Source organism: Pseudomonas sp. LB3P31 (assembly GCF_054897945.1).
Map to the genome: position 1 here is coordinate 4239301 of NZ_CM142710.1, position 16589 is coordinate 4255889.

Consider the following 16589-nt stretch of genomic DNA (forward strand, 5'->3'; position numbering starts at 1 on the left):
ACGGTGTTGCCTGTCGTCGGCCGCCGGGTGTGGTTATAATCGACCACTTTATGAGCAAGAAGCGCGTTATGCAGCTGGTTCGAGGCCTCCACAACCTGCGCCCCCAGCATCGGGGCTGTGTCGCCACTATTGGCAACTTTGACGGTGTTCACCGTGGCCACCAGGCAATCCTGGCGAGGCTGCGTGAGCGTGCGCTCGAGTTGGGCGTGCCCAGCTGCGTGGTGATTTTCGAGCCGCAGCCGCGGGAGTTTTTCGCCCCGGACACGGCGCCGGCCCGTCTGGCCCGGCTGCGGGACAAACTGCAGCTGCTGGCCGACGAAGGCGTTGACCGGGTCCTGTGCCTGGCCTTCAACCAGCGGCTGAGCAAACTCAGCGCCAGCGAGTTCGTCGATACCATCCTGGTGGATGGTCTCGGTGTGCAGCACCTGGAAGTCGGTGATGACTTCCGCTTTGGCTGTGACCGGATCGGCGATTTTGATTTTCTGCAGCAGGCCGGGCTGGTTCACGGCTTTACCGTCGAAGCGGCGCAAACCGTGGAGCTCGAAGGCATTCGAGTCAGCAGCACGCAGGTTCGCAACGCCTTGGCCGCTGCAGATTTCGCCTTGGCCGAACGCCTGCTCGGCCGACCGTTCCGCATCGCAGGAAGGGTGCTGCATGGGCAGAAGCTGGCGCGCCAGCTGGGCACGCCCACGGCCAACATTCAACTCAAGCGTCGGCGTGTGCCGTTGACCGGGGTGTACCTGGTCGATGTCGATATCGACGGCAAGACCTGGCCCGGCGTTGCCAATATTGGCGTGCGGCCCACGGTCCAGGGGGATGGCAAAGCCCACCTCGAAGTACATCTTTTAGATTTTGCCGGCGATCTGTATGACCGGCGTTTGACGGTGGTCTTCCACCACAAGCTGCGTGAAGAGCAGCGTTTCGCCTCTCTGGAGGCGCTTAAGACGGCAATCAATGCGGATGTTGCCGCCGCCCGTGCCCTGTCGCACCTAGCGCCAATCGCTAATGAAGAGCCATAAATGACCGACTATAAAGCCACGCTAAACCTTCCGGACACCGCCTTCCCAATGAAGGCCGGCCTGCCACAGCGCGAACCGCAGATCCTGCAGCGCTGGGACAGTATTGGCCTGTACGGTAAGTTGCGCGAGATTGGCAAGGATCGTCCGAAGTTCGTGCTTCACGACGGTCCTCCGTACGCCAACGGCACGATTCACATCGGTCATGCACTGAACAAGATTCTCAAGGACATGATCATCCGTTCGAAGACCCTGTCGGGCTTCGACGCGCCGTATGTTCCGGGCTGGGACTGCCATGGCCTGCCGATCGAGCACAAGGTCGAAGTGACCCACGGCAAGAACCTGGGCGCGGACAAGACCCGCGAACTGTGCCGCGCTTACGCCACCGAGCAGATCGAAGGACAGAAAACCGAATTCATCCGTCTGGGCGTGTTGGGTGACTTTGCCAACCCGTACAAGACCATGGACTTCAAGAACGAGGCCGGTGAAATCCGCGCCCTGGCTGAAATCGTCAAGGGCGGTTTCGTGTTCAAGGGCTTGAAGCCCGTGAACTGGTGCTTTGACTGCGGTTCGGCCCTGGCTGAAGCGGAAGTCGAGTACGAGAACAAGAAGTCCTCGACCATCGACGTGGCTTTCCCGATTGCCGATGAAGCCAAGCTGGCTGCGGCTTTCGGACTATCGTCGCTGGGCAAACCGGCTTCGATCGTGATTTGGACCACCACCCCGTGGACCATCCCGGCCAACCAAGCGCTCAACGTTCACCCGGAGTTCAACTACGCCCTGGTCGACGTTGGCGACAAGTTGCTGGTGCTGGCTGAAGAACTGGTCGAGTCGTGCCTGGTCCGCTACAACCTGGAAGGTTCGGTCATCGCGACCACCACCGGTAAAGAGCTGGAACTGATCAACTTCCGTCATCCGTTCTACGATCGTCTGTCGCCGGTTTACCTGGCCGACTACGTGGAACTGGGCGCGGGCACTGGCGTGGTTCACTCCGCTCCGGCCTACGGCGTGGACGACTTCGTGACCTGCAAGAAATACGGCATGGTCAACGACGACATCCTCAACCCGGTCCAGAGCAATGGCGTTTACGTACCGGCGCTGGAGTTCTTCGGCGGCCAGTTCATCTGGAAGGCCAACCCGGCCATCGTCGACAAGCTGACCGAAGTCGGTGCGTTGCTGCACACCACCATCATCGAACACAGCTACATGCATTGCTGGCGTCACAAGACCCCGCTGATCTACCGCGCCACTGCGCAGTGGTTCATCGGCATGGACAAGCAACCAGTGAGCGGCGACACCCTGCGCAAGCGGGCGATCAAAGCCATTGAAGAAACCAAGTTCGTTCCAGCCTGGGGCCAGGCGCGTCTGCACTCGATGATCGCCAACCGTCCGGACTGGTGCATCTCCCGTCAGCGCAACTGGGGTGTGCCGATCCCGTTCTTCCTGAACAAGGAAAGCGGTGAGCTGCACCCGCGTACTGCCGAGCTGATGGAAGAAGTTGCCAAGCGCGTCGAAGTCGAAGGCATCGAAGCTTGGTTCAAGATGGACGCTGCCGAGCTGCTCGGCGACGAAGCGCCGCTGTACGACAAGATCAGCGACACCCTGGACGTCTGGTTCGATTCGGGCACCACGCACTGGCACGTCCTGCGCGGTTCGCACCCGATGGGCCACGATAGCGGCCCGCGCGCCGACCTGTACCTGGAAGGCTCGGACCAACACCGTGGCTGGTTCCACTCGTCGTTGCTGACCGGTTGCGCCATCGACAACCACGCGCCGTATCGCGAACTGCTGACTCACGGCTTCACCGTCGACGAGTCTGGCCGCAAGATGTCCAAGTCCCTGGGCAACGTGATCGCACCGCAAAAGGTCAACGACACCCTGGGCGCCGACATCATGCGCCTGTGGGTTGCCTCCACCGACTACTCGGGTGAAATGGCGGTTTCCGAGCAGATCCTGCAACGCAGTGCGGACGCCTACCGGCGCATCCGTAACACCGCGCGGTTCCTGCTTTCCAACCTGACCGGTTTCAACCCGGCCACCGACATCCTGCCGGCCGAAGAAATGCTGGCGCTGGACCGTTGGGCCGTGGACCGCACCCTGCTGCTGCAACGCGAGTTGCAAGAGCACTACAGTGAATACCGTTTCTGGAACGTCTACTCCAAGATCCACAACTTCTGCGTGCAGGAGCTGGGCGGTTTCTATCTGGACATCATCAAGGACCGCCAGTACACCACTGGCGCCAACAGCAAGGCTCGCCGTTCGGCGCAAACCGCGCTGTACCACATCAGTGAAGCGCTGGTGCGCTGGATCGCGCCGATCCTCGCGTTCACCGCCGACGAACTGTGGGAATACCTGCCGGGCGAGCGCAACGAATCGGTGATGCTCAACACCTGGTACGAAGGCCTGACCGAGCTGCCGGACAACGTCGAACTGGGCCGCGCCTACTGGGAGCGGATCATGGCGGTGAAGGTCGCGGTCAACAAGGAAATGGAAATCCAGCGCGCGGCCAAGGCCGTCGGTGGCAACCTGCAAGCCGAAGTGACGCTGTTCGCCGAAGAGGCGCTGAGCGCCGACCTGGCCAAGCTGAGCAACGAATTGCGCTTCGTATTGATCACCTCGACCGCCAGTGTTGCGCCGTTTGTGCAGGCGCCGGCCGATGCGGTGGTCACCGAAGTCAGCGGCCTGAAGCTGAAGATCGTCAAGTCGGCCTTCGCCAAGTGCGCCCGTTGCTGGCACTGCCGTGAAGACGTCGGCGTAAACCCGGAGCATCCGGAAATCTGCGGTCGTTGTGTCGACAACATCAGCGGCGCTGGCGAGGTTCGTCACTATGCCTAATGCCGTTGGCCGTTTCGGACGGCTGAGCTGGCTGTGGTTGAGCTTGCTGGTCCTGGTCATTGACCAGGTCAGCAAGTTCTACTTCGAAGGCTCCCTGACCATGTACCAGCAGATCGTGGTGATCCCCGATTACTTCAGCTGGACCCTGGCCTACAACACGGGTGCTGCGTTCAGCTTCCTGGCCGACAGCTCCGGCTGGCAGCGCTGGTTGTTTGCCCTGATCGCGATAGTGGTCAGTGCAGTGCTGGTGGTCTGGCTCAAGCGTCTGGGACGCAACGAAACCTGGCTGGCCGTCGCTCTGGCATTGGTCCTGGGTGGCGCGCTGGGCAATCTGTATGACCGCATTGCCTATGGCCATGTGATCGACTTCATCCTGGTGCACTGGCAGAACCGCTGGTACTTCCCGGCGTTCAACTTCGCCGACAGTGCAATCACTGTCGGTGCGGTAATGCTGGCACTGGATATGTTCAAAAGTAAGAAGACCGGAGAAGCCGTTCATGACTGAACACGTATTGGCTGAGCAACACATCCGCCAGAACACGGAAGTCACCTTGCACTTCGCTCTGCGCCTGGAAAACGGCGACACCGTCGACAGTACCTTCGACAAATCCCCGGCGACCTTCAAGGTCGGCGATGGCAATCTGTTGCCAGGTTTTGAAGCGGCTCTGTTCGGCTTCAAGGCCGGCGACAAGCGCACGCTGAAGATTGCCCCGGAAAACGCCTTTGGCCAGCCTAACCCGCAGAACGTGCAGGTTATCCCGCGTTCGCAGTTCCAGGACATGGAGCTGTCGCCGGGTTTGTTGGTGATCTTCAACGATGCGGCCAATACCGAATTGCCGGGCGTGGTAAAAGAGTTCGATGACGAGCAGGTCACCATCGACTTCAACCATCCGTTGTCCGGCAAGACCTTGACCTTTGATGTCGAGATCATCAGCGTGGTATCGCTGTAACCTGACGGGACTGACCCTGACGTGGGAGCAAAGCTTGCTCGCGATAGCGTCATGGCATCCAACATCAATGTTGAATGAGACATCCCAGTCGCGAGCAAGCTTTGCTCCCACAGGTTTGGAGCTCTGATTCCACAGGTTTGGATATTCCCACAGTTTTTGTTATTCATTGTTTTCGCGCGCAAGACACGAGGCACAGCATGCAAATCAAACTCGCCAACCCCCGTGGCTTCTGCGCCGGCGTGGACCGCGCGATCGAAATCGTCAATCGCGCCCTGGAAGTCTTCGGGCCGCCGATCTACGTGCGCCATGAAGTAGTCCACAACAAGTTCGTGGTCGAAGACCTGCGTGCCCGCGGAGCGATCTTCGTCGAGGAACTGGATCAGGTGCCCGACGACGTCATCGTGATCTTCAGTGCCCACGGTGTATCCCAGGCCGTGCGTACCGAAGCGGCTGGCCGTGGCCTGAAAGTGTTCGATGCCACCTGTCCGTTGGTGACCAAGGTGCACATCGAAGTCGCGCGCTACAGTCGCGATGGCCGTGAGTGCATTCTCATCGGACACGCCGGGCACCCGGAAGTCGAAGGCACCATGGGCCAGTATGACGGCAGTAATGGTGGGGCGATCTATCTGGTCGAAGACGAAGAAGACGTCGCCAAACTGCAAGTGCGCAATCCCGACAAGCTGGCCTTTGTTACCCAGACCACCTTGTCCATGGACGATACCAGTCGTGTGATCGATGCCCTTCGCGCGCGCTTCCCGGCGATCGGTGGGCCGCGCAAGGACGACATCTGCTACGCCACGCAAAACCGCCAGGACGCGGTCAAACAACTGGCGGATGAGTGCGACGTGGTGTTGGTGGTGGGCAGCCCGAACAGCTCCAACTCCAATCGCCTGCGCGAACTGGCCGAACGCATGGCCACCCCGGCCTATCTGATCGACGGCGCCGAAGACCTGCAAAAGAGCTGGTTCGATGGCGTGCAGCGGATCGGCATTACCGCAGGCGCTTCCGCACCGGAAGTGCTGGTGCGTGGGGTTATCCAGCAATTGCAGGCCTGGGGCGCTACTGGCGCCGACGAGCTGGCCGGTCGTGAGGAGAATGTCACGTTCTCCATGCCCAAGGAATTACGCGTCCGCTCCCTGCTCTGAGTCTTCTCCCCCTACGCACAACGCCTGCTGCAGCGTGGCGCTGCGCAGGCTGACGCGACCGGTCGAGGCCAGCACTACTTGGTGCTGGCTGACCGCCTCGCGTGTAGCGCACACGTGCAACGTCCCCGCTTGAAAACCGCCGTGCAGCGGTTCGCCAAGATGGCTGAACCGTATCGAGCTTTTGACGTTTTTATTGCCGACAATCGTTGTTCGACCGCTGCCCTGGCGTTCGATCAGCAGCGGATTGCTGTCGTCTTCATAACCCTGGCCGCTGGCGTCGACAATGACCCGCCAACCCTGGCTCCAATCGTCATTGATGGCATGAATTATCACCGTCTGGCCGCGTGTGATGGCCTCGCTTCTCGCGCTGCGCAGGCCGGTGGCCAGTGACTTCGCCGCCTCCTCGCGAAAAGTGGACTCCTTGAGTGCCGCGTACACCGGACTGACCATTGACAGAACAATCCCGGCAATCGTCAGTCCCATAAGCAGTTCGATCAGGCTGAAGCCTCGCTGGTGCATGTCATTCCCTCCGTGGAATGTGACCATCTGCGCATTTCCTGCGCGAGTAATGGCAAAACAACCAAACATCGGCCGGCCGAATGTTCTAGCGTGTAACAGCAGGTATAGCCGACGGCAACGGAGGGCACTGATGGATCGTTGTACAAAAGGTTTCACGCTGATCGAGTTGCTGATTGCGTTAGCGATTTTCCTGGTCCTGCTCACCCTGGCCGTACCTGCGTTCACCAGTTCGGTGCAAAGCACCCGGGCTGACACCGAAATCGGCGACCTGCGCCGCGCCCTGAGTTTTGCCCGGCTCGAAGCGATCGACCGGGGTATTACCACCCAGGTTCGGCCTGCCGACGGCGGCGCATGGACCGGCGGATTGACCGTCTCTGACATCACCAGCTCCCCGGCCAATGTATTGCGGGTTGTTCCGGCAATGAGCAGCGGGGCGAATCTGACGCTAACCTCAGGAGTGACCGTCATTAGTTTCAACAATCTCGGCGGGCTTGCCGTACCGGCCACTGCAGTGGCGATCAGCTATGTGTTGGGGGCACAAAGCAGGACGCTGAACGTATGTTTGAACGGACGAATTCAATTGGGTGGAAACTGCGGATGAGGCAAAGGAGCAAGCGTGCCCAGGAGGGCATGACGCTGATCGAAGTGCTGGTCGCATTATTGATTCTGACCGTGGGCCTGCTGGGGGCGGCGGCGATTCAGCTGAATGCGTTGAAGTACACCGACAGCTCGCGGATGACCAGCCAGGCGAGCTTTATCGCCTACGACATGATGGACCGCATTCGCGCCAACTCCGGTGCGGACTACACGATCACGCCGCCAACTTCGGGCAACCTCAGTGTGGCCCGGGACCAGGACCTCTTCGACTTCAGCAGCAACATCGTCAGCGCCCTCGGCGCCACCGCCACCGGCAGCATTGCCTTGAATCAGCGGGTGTATACCATCACCATCACCTGGGATGACTCCCGTGCCGCGGCGACTGCCTTGCGCCGCAGTTTTGTCCTGACCAGCCGTGCCACCGTCGACCCGGTATCGACGCCATGAATCGTCTGCAGAAAGGCTTCGGCCTGATCGAGTTGCTGATCGCCCTCGCCTTGAGCCTGGTAGTGGTGTTGGGCGTGGCGCAGATTTTCATTGCGGCCAAGAACACCTACGTCAGCCAGAACAGCGCGACCAACATGCAGGAGGACGCACGTTTTGTGCTGGGCAAGATGATTCAGGAAATTCGCATGGTCGGCATGTTCGGTTGCCTGGGGAGCATTACCGACGCATCCTCTGCCGGCGACTTCAGTGCCAGCCAGATCACCCCCATCAGCTGGGACAACGCCAATCTCAAGCTCACGCTGGTGACTGCGGATGTCGGCGCCAACGGCGGCACACCCACCTGGACGGTGATTTCCGATTGTCGAAACAGCGCAATCGCCTATACCCAGGCGAAAACACCCGTGGCGGGGCAGCTGGCATTTCCGATCCGACGCCTGATCTACAGCCTGAAAAACGGCCAGCTGACGCTGGGCACCCATGGCGGAACGCCCACCCAATACACGCTGGTGGATAACGTTAGCGCCTTTGATGTCAGTTTCGGTCTCGCCAGCTCTGCGTCGGAGGTCACGGCGTCCAGCTACAGCAGCAACCCGACCGACCCGGCGCGAATTCGCAGCGTGCGCCTGACATTGACCCTCACCGACCCCAACAAGCGGGTCCGCGATCAAACCTTCAATGTGGTTGCCGCTTTGCGCAACCGCCTGCAATGAGGGGAGGGCCGATGAATATCCCTGTTGCCGTTCCTCATTCCCAGCGCGGCATGGCGCTGTTGGTCAGCCTGGTGTTTCTGCTGTTGCTGACGCTGATCGGCCTGTCCTCAATGCAAAGCGCTACCCTGCAGGAGAAAATGGCCACCAGCGTGTCGCTGCGCAATCAATCGTTCCAGAATGCCGAAGCGGCACTGCGCATGGGCGAGAGCGCGGTGCAACTGGATACCTTCACGCTGCCTGTGTGCAGTGGGACCACCCAGTGTGCGCCACCCGCAGAGTCTTCCTCGATTGTTGGAGCCGGGTTCAACTCGACGTCGGGCGTGACCTGGATCGCTGCCGGCAATGGTTTCTACGGAGTACAGAACATCGGGACCACCCTGAACGCGGTGAACGTGCCGAGCAACACTTCGGCAACGCTGTACCGGGTCACGGCCGTCGCCGTGCTTGGTAACAACGTGCGCAGCGTGGTGGAGAGCATCTATGCGAAATACTGAGCGGCGCACCGGCTGGTGGCAGATGCTCAGTGGGCTGTTGCTGGGCTTGTATCTCACGGCGCCGGCGTACGCCTTCACCCCATCCGATTCGCCCCTGCTGAGTGCGGCAGCGGTGGCTCCCAACGTGATGTTGCTGATCGATAACTCCGGCAGCATGAACAACATCATCTACGCGGCCGGCTTCGATTCCACCATCAACCGCACGCCAGCCCGGGAGTGCAATGCGTTCCTGGGCCTGTGCCTGAGCTCGACAGCCATCACCGGGGATTCGATATTCCTCTCGAGCCTGGCGACATCAGGATGTACGAACGGCTACAACGCGTTTTACAACAACAGTGTTGCGCCCCTGTGCATCAAGCTACCCGACCCGGCGGGCAACGGTGACACTCGTTATTCGGCGAATTACATCGCCTATGTCGTAGGTCTCGCCAACGGCCAGCGGACTGATTTCTCTACATCCAACTCGCCGATCCCCATCGAATCGCGGATCAGCGTGGCGCGCAGCGTATCGACCTCGCTGGTCACCGCCAACCGTACGCTGCGCATTGGCCTGGCGACTTTCAACGCGGTCACCAGCAACAACCGTGGCAACGGTGGTTACATCGCCATCCCCGTTGACGATCTGACCACGCAAGCCAAATTCGACGCGCTGACCGATTCAATCGACGCCTTGAGGGCAGTCGCCAACACGCCCTTGGCCGAAACCTACTACGAAGTCACCCGCTACATGCGCGGCCTGGGCTCGTACTACAACGGCTCCAGGACCTATACCAGCCCGATCCAGTACCGCTGCCAGAAGAACTACGGCGTGGTGATCACCGATGGGTTGCCGACTTATGACCGAACCTTCCCCACCGATGATCCCCAAGCCACTGCGCCGGGCGGCCCGAGGCTACCCAACTGGGACGGGATCAACAACGATGGCGACAACCCCCTCGGCGGTGACGACGAGGGTGACTCGCTGTTCCTCGATGACATCGCCAAGTTTGCCTTCGACATCGACATGCGTTCGACGGGGGTCGATGTGGCGAAGAAAGCCTGGGACTCGGCGGACTTTCCCAAGCAGAACATGAATACCTACACCGTGGGTTTCACCACTGCCAATCAGATGCTGGAAGACGCCGCGAAGTACGGCCAGGGCAAGTACTACCTCGCCACCGATAGCACCGGCCTGACCGCGGCGCTGTCGTCTGCCTTGAGCGAAATCACTTCCAAGGCCGGCTCAGGCGGCAGCGGCACCACCAGCAGCGCAGTCGTGGGAGTGGGTTCTTCGTACTACCAGACCAGCTACGACCCCAAGGACTGGCGCGGCACCATCAAATCCTTCGGGTTCACCGCTACGGGGGCGGTGAATACCGCTTCGGTGCTCTGGAACACCGACAAGAGCATCGCTCCCGGCGCGACCGCGCCCACTTATCAGTCATGGAACACCCAGGACAATGTGGCGGTGCCGCTGGCATTCAACAGCTTTTCGACGGCGCAGCAGACTGTCCTCAACCAGGGCCTGCCCACCAGCATCAAAGGCACCGACCTGGTGGAGTGGAGCAAGGGCACTAACAAGGCTGGCTTGAAGGTGCGCAGCGTATTGCTCGGCGACATCATCAACTCGCCGTTGGTGCTCGCCTCACCCACGGAGAAAACCGCCTCCGATCTGGCCGGTGACAGCAGTTACAGCACCTATCTGGCGACCAAGGCTGCGAATATGACTGCCAGCCTGGTGGTGAACGGCAACGAAGGATTTGTCAGCGTCATCAACGCCAGCAATGGCACCCGGCGTTATGCCTATATGCCTTCCAGTGTCCTGCCATCGCTGCGTTACATCGCTGATCCCACCTACATCAACGGCATCAGCCACAAGTTCCTGGTCGACGGACAGGTCGGCGTATTTGACGCCAAGATCGGCACAGGCTGGAAAACCATGGCAGTCGGCGGCACCGGGGCGGGCGGCAAGACGTTCTACGGACTACAACTGTTTGACGCTACGACGGGCAATGAGACCAAGGCCTCGTGGGAAATCAGTGCGCCAGCGACGTCGATCCCGGCGAATCCCTTGAATGACTTGGGATATGCCTATGCCCGCCCTGAAGTGGCACGTCTGGACGATGGCCGCTGGGCGGCGTTTATCTCCAATGGCTACGGCAGCAATTCGGGGGTCGCCGCGCTGTACGTGATCGACCTCAGCAACGGCTCGCTGATCAGGAAAATCGTGGTCGACAGCACCGAAACCGACAACGGATTGTCCTCGGTGGAGCTTAAGGTCAACTCGCAAAATGTGGTGCAGGCAGCTTATGGCGGCGATCTCAAGGGACGGCTGTGGAAGTTTGACTTGAGCAGTACCAGCCCCGCTGCATGGGGTGTGGCATTTTCCGGTAAACCATTGTTTACCGCGGCGGGCGGTGCCTTGCAGCCGATCACTGCCCAACCATTGTTGGCCGACAACGCCCTAGGCGGCAAAGTGGTGTTTTTCGGCACGGGCAAGTTCAATGAGACCGCAGACAAGACCAACAAGGACCTGCAGGCTTTTTACGCAGTGTGGGACGCAGACGGAGGTGCTGGACAGCTCACCCCGGCCAACCTGCAACTGCAGTCGGTGCAAAGCGTGTTCTCGGGCAGTGCCGGGCAATTCATCACCACCAGCCAGAACGACGTGACCTATCCGGCGGAGAAGGGCTGGTACTTGCCACTGGTCTACAACAGCGCGCTGACCGGTGAACGGGTGATCAACCAGGCATCCCTGGTGCTGGGGCGGATCGTCTTCACCACCGCCAGTGTTGAAACCACGGACCCTTGCGCCAGTTTTGGCACAGGCAAGCTGGTCGAACTGGATGCGTTCAGCGGTAAGATGCTCAATTATGCTGTTCTCGATACCAACGGGGACGGCAAGGTAGACACCACTGACGCGATTTCCAGCGGCGTGGTATTCACTGGCGGGATGCCGGTGCTAAACGCCATCGTCAACGGCGGCGCCCGCAAGATCGTCAACGATTCCAGCGGAACGCCAACCTCGTTGGTAGAGAAGGCCGGTGGTGGTAGCCGGCGCATCATGTGGCGACAAATACAGTAAGCGAGAGTGCAGGCATGCGTAGATCCAACCGAGGTTTCACCCTGATCGAAATCATGATCGTGATTGCGATCATCGGGATCGTCATCACCATTGGCTATCCGAGCCTGACCGAGTATGTGAAGAAAGGTCGGCGCGCTGAAGTGGCAGGTTTGCTCTCCGAGCAGGCGCAGGTGCTTGAACGGTATTATTCCAGCTCGAAAACCAGCGTCTACACCGGTGCTACCGTGAGCCCGGGCAATGACTATTACACCATTACCTCGGCTTTGACCGATCAGACATTCAAGCTCACGGCCACGCGCAAAGCTGGCTCGGCCATGGCCACTGACAAGTGCGGGAACTTCACCATCACCGACACCGGCGCCAGAGGCATGGAAAATGCCACCGCCGGCCTGACCACCAAGGATTGCTGGGGTCGCTGAGTTTTTTGGGCGTCATTTGCGCCCCTGTCTATTTAACGATTGGATCAGAACATGACCAGGCAACAGCAAGTGGTGATTGTCGGCGGCGGAGTGATTGGCTTGCTGACGGCCTTCAATCTCGCCTCCGAAGTGCAAAGCGTTGTACTGCTGGATCGCTCGAATGTCGGCCAGGAGTCGTCCTGGGCGGGTGGTGGCATCGTTTCGCCGCTGTACCCGTGGCGCTACAGCCCGGCAGTCACCGCACTGGCGCATTGGTCGCAGGATTTTTATCCACAGCTGGGCGCGCGTTTGTTTGCCGCGACCGGGGTCGATCCTGAAGTCCATACCACCGGGCTGTACTGGCTTGACCTGGACGATGAAGACGAAGCCCTGGCCTGGGCCTTGCGCGAAAACCGTCCGCTGCGGGCCGTGGACCTCTCGGCCGCGCACGATGCAGTGCCCGTGCTGGGGCCCGGCTTTTCCCGGGCGATCTACATGGCTGATGTGGCGAACGTGCGCAATCCGCGGCTGGTGAAGTCGCTCAAGGCCGCGTTGCTGGCGCTGCCGAATGTGACGATTCATGAGCAATGCGAGGTCAGCGAATTCATTCTCCAGGGCGATCAGGTAGTGGGAGTGCAGACTTCGGCGGGCGCCATCCTCGGTGATCAGGTGGTGCTGACGGCGGGTGCGTGGAGTGGGGATCTGCTCAAGACCCTGGGCCTGGACCTGCCGGTTGAACCGGTGAAAGGGCAGATGATTCTGTACAAGTGCGCGGCGGATTTTCTGCCGAGCATGGTGCTGGCCAAGGGGCGTTATGCGATCCCGCGGCGCGATGGTCATATCCTGATTGGCAGTACCCTGGAGCATGAAGGGTTCGACAAGAGCCCGACCGAATCGGCGCTGGAGAGCCTGAAAGCTTCGGCGGTGGAGTTGATACCAGCGTTGGCCGAGGCTGAAGTCGTCGGGCATTGGGCTGGGCTGCGACCGGGTTCGCCGGAAGGTATTCCCTACATTGGCAGGGTGCCGGGTTTCGATGGGTTGTGGCTCAATTGCGGGCATTACCGCAATGGTCTGGTGTTGGCGCCGGCGTCGTGCCAGTTGTTTGCGGATGTAATGTTGGGGCGGCAGCCGATTATTGATCCTGCGCCTTATGCACCGGTTGGACGGTTTTGAAGATCAAAAGATCGCAGCCTGCGGCAGCTCCTACAGGAGATCTCATTCCCCTGTAGGAGCTGCCGCAGGCTGCGATCTTTTGATTTAATCCAGCCCCAATTTCTTGAGCCTGTAGCGCATCGACCGAAACGAAAGATTCAACCGCTGAGCCGCCGCCGTACGGTTCCAGCGGGTTTCCTCCAGGGCCTGGAGGATAAGTTTTCGTTCGACGTTTTCCAGATAATCTTCCAGGTTGTCGATCTGCGTCAGGTCCGGCACATCACCCTCTGCCGTGCAGTTACCCTCGATCAGGCGCAGGTCGCTTGCCTCGATCTGCTTGTTCTCGCATAACGTATAAGCGCGTTCGAGCACGTTCTCCAGCTCCCTGACATTGCCCGGAAAACGATAATTTTTCAGTGCTTCCAGCGCCTGTGGCTGGAGTTTAGCGGCAGGCTGGCCGCTGTTCGTGGCGAGCCGCTTGAGCATGTGTCCCGCCAGGGACTCGATATCGTCGCGACGTTCGCGCAGCGGTGGCACCCTCACTTCGATCACGTTCAGGCGGTAGTACAGATCCTGGCGAAAGCGCTCGCCGGCGACCTCGGCATCGAGGTCCTTGTGGGTGGCGCAAAGAATGCGCACATCAACCACAGTTTCCTGCTGGCCACCGACGCTGCGCACGGCTTTTTCCTGAATCGCCCGCAGCAGTTTGACCTGCATGGCCAGGGGCAAGTCAGCCACCTCATCGAGAAACAGCGTGCCACCGTTGGCGGCCTGGAACAGCCCGGGCTTGTCGTCGATGGCGCCACTGAAGCTGCCTTTTCGATGACCAAAAAACTCGCTCTCCATCAACTCGGACGGGATGGCCCCGCAGTTCACCGGGATGAAGGGCTGGTTGGCGCGCGGCCCTTGCTCGTGGATCAATCGTGCGACCAGCTCTTTACCGCTGCCAGATTCACCACTGATGTAAACCGGAGCCTGGCTGCGCGCCAGCTTGTCGATGTGTTTGCGCAAGTTGCGCATGGGCAACGAATCGCCCAGCAAGCGGCGTTCGATTGAAACCCCGGTGCCACACGCAGGCTTCAGGCGCAGGGCGCTGCTGACCAGTTCGCGCAGGCGGGTGAGGTCGACCGGTTTGGTCAGGAAGTCGAATGCACCGGCCTTGAGCGCGTTGATCGCCGTCTCAAGATTGCCGTACGCCGTGATCATCGCCACCGGCAACTGCGGATGGCGTTGCTGGATGTACTGCACCAGCTCAAGGCCAGTGCCATCTGGCAGGCGCATGTCGGTCAGGCACAGGTCGAACGACTCGCGGGCCAGCAGGGCCTGGGCCTCGCCAAGGTCGCGGGCACTGAAGGTGTCGAGCTTCATCCTGCCCAGGGTGATTTCCAGCAGTTCGCGGATATCCGGTTCATCGTCAACGATCAGAACTTTTTGCAGTGGGCTCATGTTCAACTTTGTTTCCGTCCGTGTGCAAAGGTGATGCGAAAGCAGCCGCCGCCTTGGCGTGGTTTGAAGTCTAGGCGGGCCTGGTTGCTTTCGCACAGCTCACGGGACAGATAAAGCCCCAGGCCAGTGCCTTGGGTGCTGGTGGTGAAAAAGGGTTCGAACAGATGAACCTGGGACTGCGCCGGGACTCCCGGGCCGTTATCGAGCACTTCGAGGACCGGCAGCTGGCTATGCGGGTCAATGAACAACTCCAGCCAGACTTGTGCCTGGCTATGGAGCTGGGCACTGTGGCGCCAGGCGTTTTGCAACAGATTGTCGAGAATCTGCGTCAGCTGATTGGGGTCCATCAAGGTCTTGAAGTCTCCCGCGCCGATGTTCAAATGAAGCGTTTGACCCTCTGCCGCGCCCTCGCGGTTTTCGTCAACGAACTGCTCCAGCCACGACTTCAGGTCGAGCCGTTGCGCAACGGTTTGCTCGCGGCGGGACAGTTGCAGAACGTTTTCGATTACCCGATTCATCCGCTGGGAATGGTCTTGGATGATCTGTGTCAGACGCCGGTCGGCGCCTTTGAGTTCCTCGGATTCCTGCAATAGCTGCGCGGCATGACTGATGGCGCCCAGCGGATTGCGAATTTCATGGGAGATGCTGGCGGTGAGGCGCCCCAGGGCGACGAGTTTGAGCTGCTGGGCCTGTTGGGCGATTTGCGCGAGGTCTTCGAGGAAGATCAGTGTCTGCTGCTGCGGACTGCGCTCCAGGGCAATGAAACTGGGCTGCAACTCCAGGCCGTTGCGCTCGACTCTTAGGCTCTGGGGCCGCAGCGTCGGGTTGCTGAGCCACAACTGCAGGCGTTCGACCAATACAGGAAACGTCTCATCGAGCGAGCGACCCTCAAGGCTGGCCTCGCCTGAAAGACTCAAGGCGCTGTGGTTGGCCAATTGAATGCGCCGCGCTTCGTCGATCACCAGGATGCCGGTGCGCATGCGCTGCAGGATCAGCGCATTGAGAGCTTCAAGACCCATCACTTCACTGGCCCGCTGCTCGGCCAGGGTTTCGCTGACTTCCAGGCGACGGCTCAGGCCTTGCACCAGCAGGGCCGCCGCGAAACACAAGGCGCCCAGCGTGCCGACCTGCAGGTAGTCGTTGGGACTGGTCAGGTGGCTGAAGCTCAGCAGAAAGCCCGAACCGACAATGCCCAGTGCCCCGATGGCGGCGATCAGCAGGCCGATGCGTCGGCGTAGCAGGGTGTTGCTGATGGCCACCGAGACGATCAGCAGGTTGCCGATCGCGCTGGCGACGCCGCCGCCGGCGTAGAACAGCACGCACAACAGCAATACATCGACCAGTGCCAGGGCAAACAGCTGGGTAGGGCGGCGAGTATTCTCCTGGAACACCACCAGCAAAATGTTCAACACCAGGTACAACCAGCTGCCATTGCGCAGCAGGTCGCCATTGACCCGTGACAGCAGCTGGCTGTCCATGTTGCTGGAAATCAGCAGCACCAGGGTGATGCCGACGCTCAGGCGGTAGAGATGGTAGAGGCGCAGCAGTCGCTGGGCTTGTTTGTGGCCGGGACGGGTAGTCTCAGCGGTCACTGGAGCCCGGGCCTTGCTCGAGGTGAGCCTGGCTGCAATACCATTGCTGCTGAAGGCTCAACGCTCGATCACGGGGCAGGTGCACGCCGCAATGAGCGCAGCGAACCATCGGCGCCGCGTCCCGTTCGGCAGACGAGCGGGGCGCTGACGCCTGACCCTTGAACTTGCGCCACAACCAGATGGCGGCGGCAATCAGGGCGATCCAGAACAATAAACGAAGCATG

16 protein-coding genes are annotated in these 16589 nt (G+C 60.3%); 12 read left to right on the forward strand and 4 right to left on the reverse strand.

Annotation, left to right across the window (positions count from 1 at the left end; all coding sequences use genetic code 11):
* The first annotated feature begins 68 nt into the window (after positions 1-68).
* The 5 genes from ribF (at position 69) to ispH (ending at position 5946) form a co-directional block, all read left to right on the forward strand.
* The gene (gene ribF / locus ACYZTK_RS19265; RefSeq protein ID WP_462011293.1) at positions 69-1019 is read left to right on the forward strand and encodes a bifunctional riboflavin kinase/FAD synthetase; all 951 of its coding nucleotides are present in this window, start codon (positions 69-71) and stop codon (positions 1017-1019) included.
* A complete protein-coding gene (gene ileS / locus ACYZTK_RS19270; RefSeq protein WP_462011294.1) occupies positions 1020-3851 on the forward strand; it encodes an isoleucine--tRNA ligase in 2832 nt (943 codons plus the stop codon).
* On the forward strand, positions 3844-4356 hold the full coding sequence (gene lspA / locus ACYZTK_RS19275; protein ID WP_462011295.1) for a signal peptidase II: 513 nt from the start codon (positions 3844-3846) through the stop codon (positions 4354-4356). Before ileS ends, lspA begins: the two co-directional genes overlap by 8 nt.
* On the forward strand, positions 4349-4801 hold the full coding sequence (fkpB, locus tag ACYZTK_RS19280) for an FKBP-type peptidyl-prolyl cis-trans isomerase (RefSeq protein WP_462011296.1): 453 nt from the start codon (positions 4349-4351) through the stop codon (positions 4799-4801). The genes lspA and fkpB overlap by 8 nt, the downstream gene beginning before the upstream one ends.
* 197 nt (positions 4802-4998) lie before the next feature.
* Positions 4999-5946, forward strand: a complete 948-nt coding sequence (gene ispH / locus ACYZTK_RS19285) for a 4-hydroxy-3-methylbut-2-enyl diphosphate reductase (RefSeq protein WP_266012058.1) — start codon at positions 4999-5001, stop codon at positions 5944-5946.
* Here ispH and ACYZTK_RS19290 read toward each other — a convergent pair.
* Positions 5923-6465, reverse strand: a complete 543-nt coding sequence (locus ACYZTK_RS19290) for a GspH/FimT family pseudopilin (RefSeq protein ID WP_462014934.1) — start codon at positions 6463-6465, stop codon at positions 5923-5925. The two genes, ispH and ACYZTK_RS19290, sit on opposite strands and share 24 nt — an antisense overlap.
* Positions 6466-6595: 130 nt before the next feature.
* Between ACYZTK_RS19290 and ACYZTK_RS19295 the strand changes: the two genes are divergently transcribed.
* From ACYZTK_RS19295 to thiO, 7 genes are read left to right on the forward strand one after another with little or no spacing between them, the layout of a single operon-like run.
* Positions 6596-7066, forward strand: a complete 471-nt coding sequence (locus tag ACYZTK_RS19295; protein WP_462011297.1) for a GspH/FimT family pseudopilin — start codon at positions 6596-6598, stop codon at positions 7064-7066.
* Positions 7063-7509 (forward strand): type IV pilus modification protein PilV, encoded by a 447-nt coding sequence (pilV, locus tag ACYZTK_RS19300; RefSeq protein ID WP_462011298.1) that lies wholly within the window; start codon positions 7063-7065, stop codon positions 7507-7509. Before ACYZTK_RS19295 ends, pilV begins: the two co-directional genes overlap by 4 nt.
* Complete coding sequence (locus ACYZTK_RS19305; protein ID WP_462011299.1) at positions 7506-8219, forward strand: PilW family protein; 714 nt, start codon at positions 7506-7508, stop codon at positions 8217-8219. The genes pilV and ACYZTK_RS19305 overlap by 4 nt, the downstream gene beginning before the upstream one ends.
* An 11-nt stretch (positions 8220-8230) precedes the next feature.
* Positions 8231-8713, forward strand: a complete 483-nt coding sequence (locus tag ACYZTK_RS19310; protein WP_462011300.1) for a pilus assembly PilX family protein — start codon at positions 8231-8233, stop codon at positions 8711-8713.
* Positions 8700-11777 carry a pilus assembly protein gene (locus tag ACYZTK_RS19315; RefSeq protein WP_462011301.1) on the forward strand — a complete coding sequence of 1026 codons (3078 nt, stop codon included), beginning with the start codon at positions 8700-8702 and terminating at the stop codon, positions 11775-11777. The genes ACYZTK_RS19310 and ACYZTK_RS19315 overlap by 14 nt, the downstream gene beginning before the upstream one ends.
* A 14-nt stretch (positions 11778-11791) precedes the next feature.
* Positions 11792-12196 carry a type IV pilin protein gene (locus ACYZTK_RS19320; protein ID WP_462011302.1) on the forward strand — a complete coding sequence of 135 codons (405 nt, stop codon included), beginning with the start codon at positions 11792-11794 and terminating at the stop codon, positions 12194-12196.
* A 51-nt stretch (positions 12197-12247) separates the two neighbouring features.
* Positions 12248-13348, forward strand: a complete 1101-nt coding sequence (gene thiO, locus ACYZTK_RS19325) for a glycine oxidase ThiO (protein WP_462011303.1) — start codon at positions 12248-12250, stop codon at positions 13346-13348.
* Positions 13349-13432: 84 nt separating this feature from the next.
* Here thiO and ACYZTK_RS19330 read toward each other — a convergent pair whose 3' ends face one another.
* The 3 genes from ACYZTK_RS19330 to ACYZTK_RS19340 are packed head-to-tail and all read right to left on the reverse strand — an operon-like array spanning position 13433 to position 16588.
* Positions 13433-14773: a sigma-54-dependent transcriptional regulator gene (locus ACYZTK_RS19330; protein WP_462011304.1), complete on the reverse strand. Its 1341-nt coding sequence runs from the start codon at positions 14771-14773 to the stop codon at positions 13433-13435.
* A 2-nt stretch (positions 14774-14775) separates the two neighbouring features.
* The gene (locus tag ACYZTK_RS19335; protein ID WP_462011305.1) at positions 14776-16365 is read right to left on the reverse strand and encodes a sensor histidine kinase; all 1590 of its coding nucleotides are present in this window, start codon (positions 16363-16365) and stop codon (positions 14776-14778) included.
* On the reverse strand, positions 16355-16588 hold the full coding sequence (locus ACYZTK_RS19340) for a PP0621 family protein (protein ID WP_462011306.1): 234 nt from the start codon (positions 16586-16588) through the stop codon (positions 16355-16357). The genes ACYZTK_RS19335 and ACYZTK_RS19340 overlap by 11 nt, the downstream gene beginning before the upstream one ends.
* Between the last annotated feature and the right edge of the window lies 1 nt (position 16589).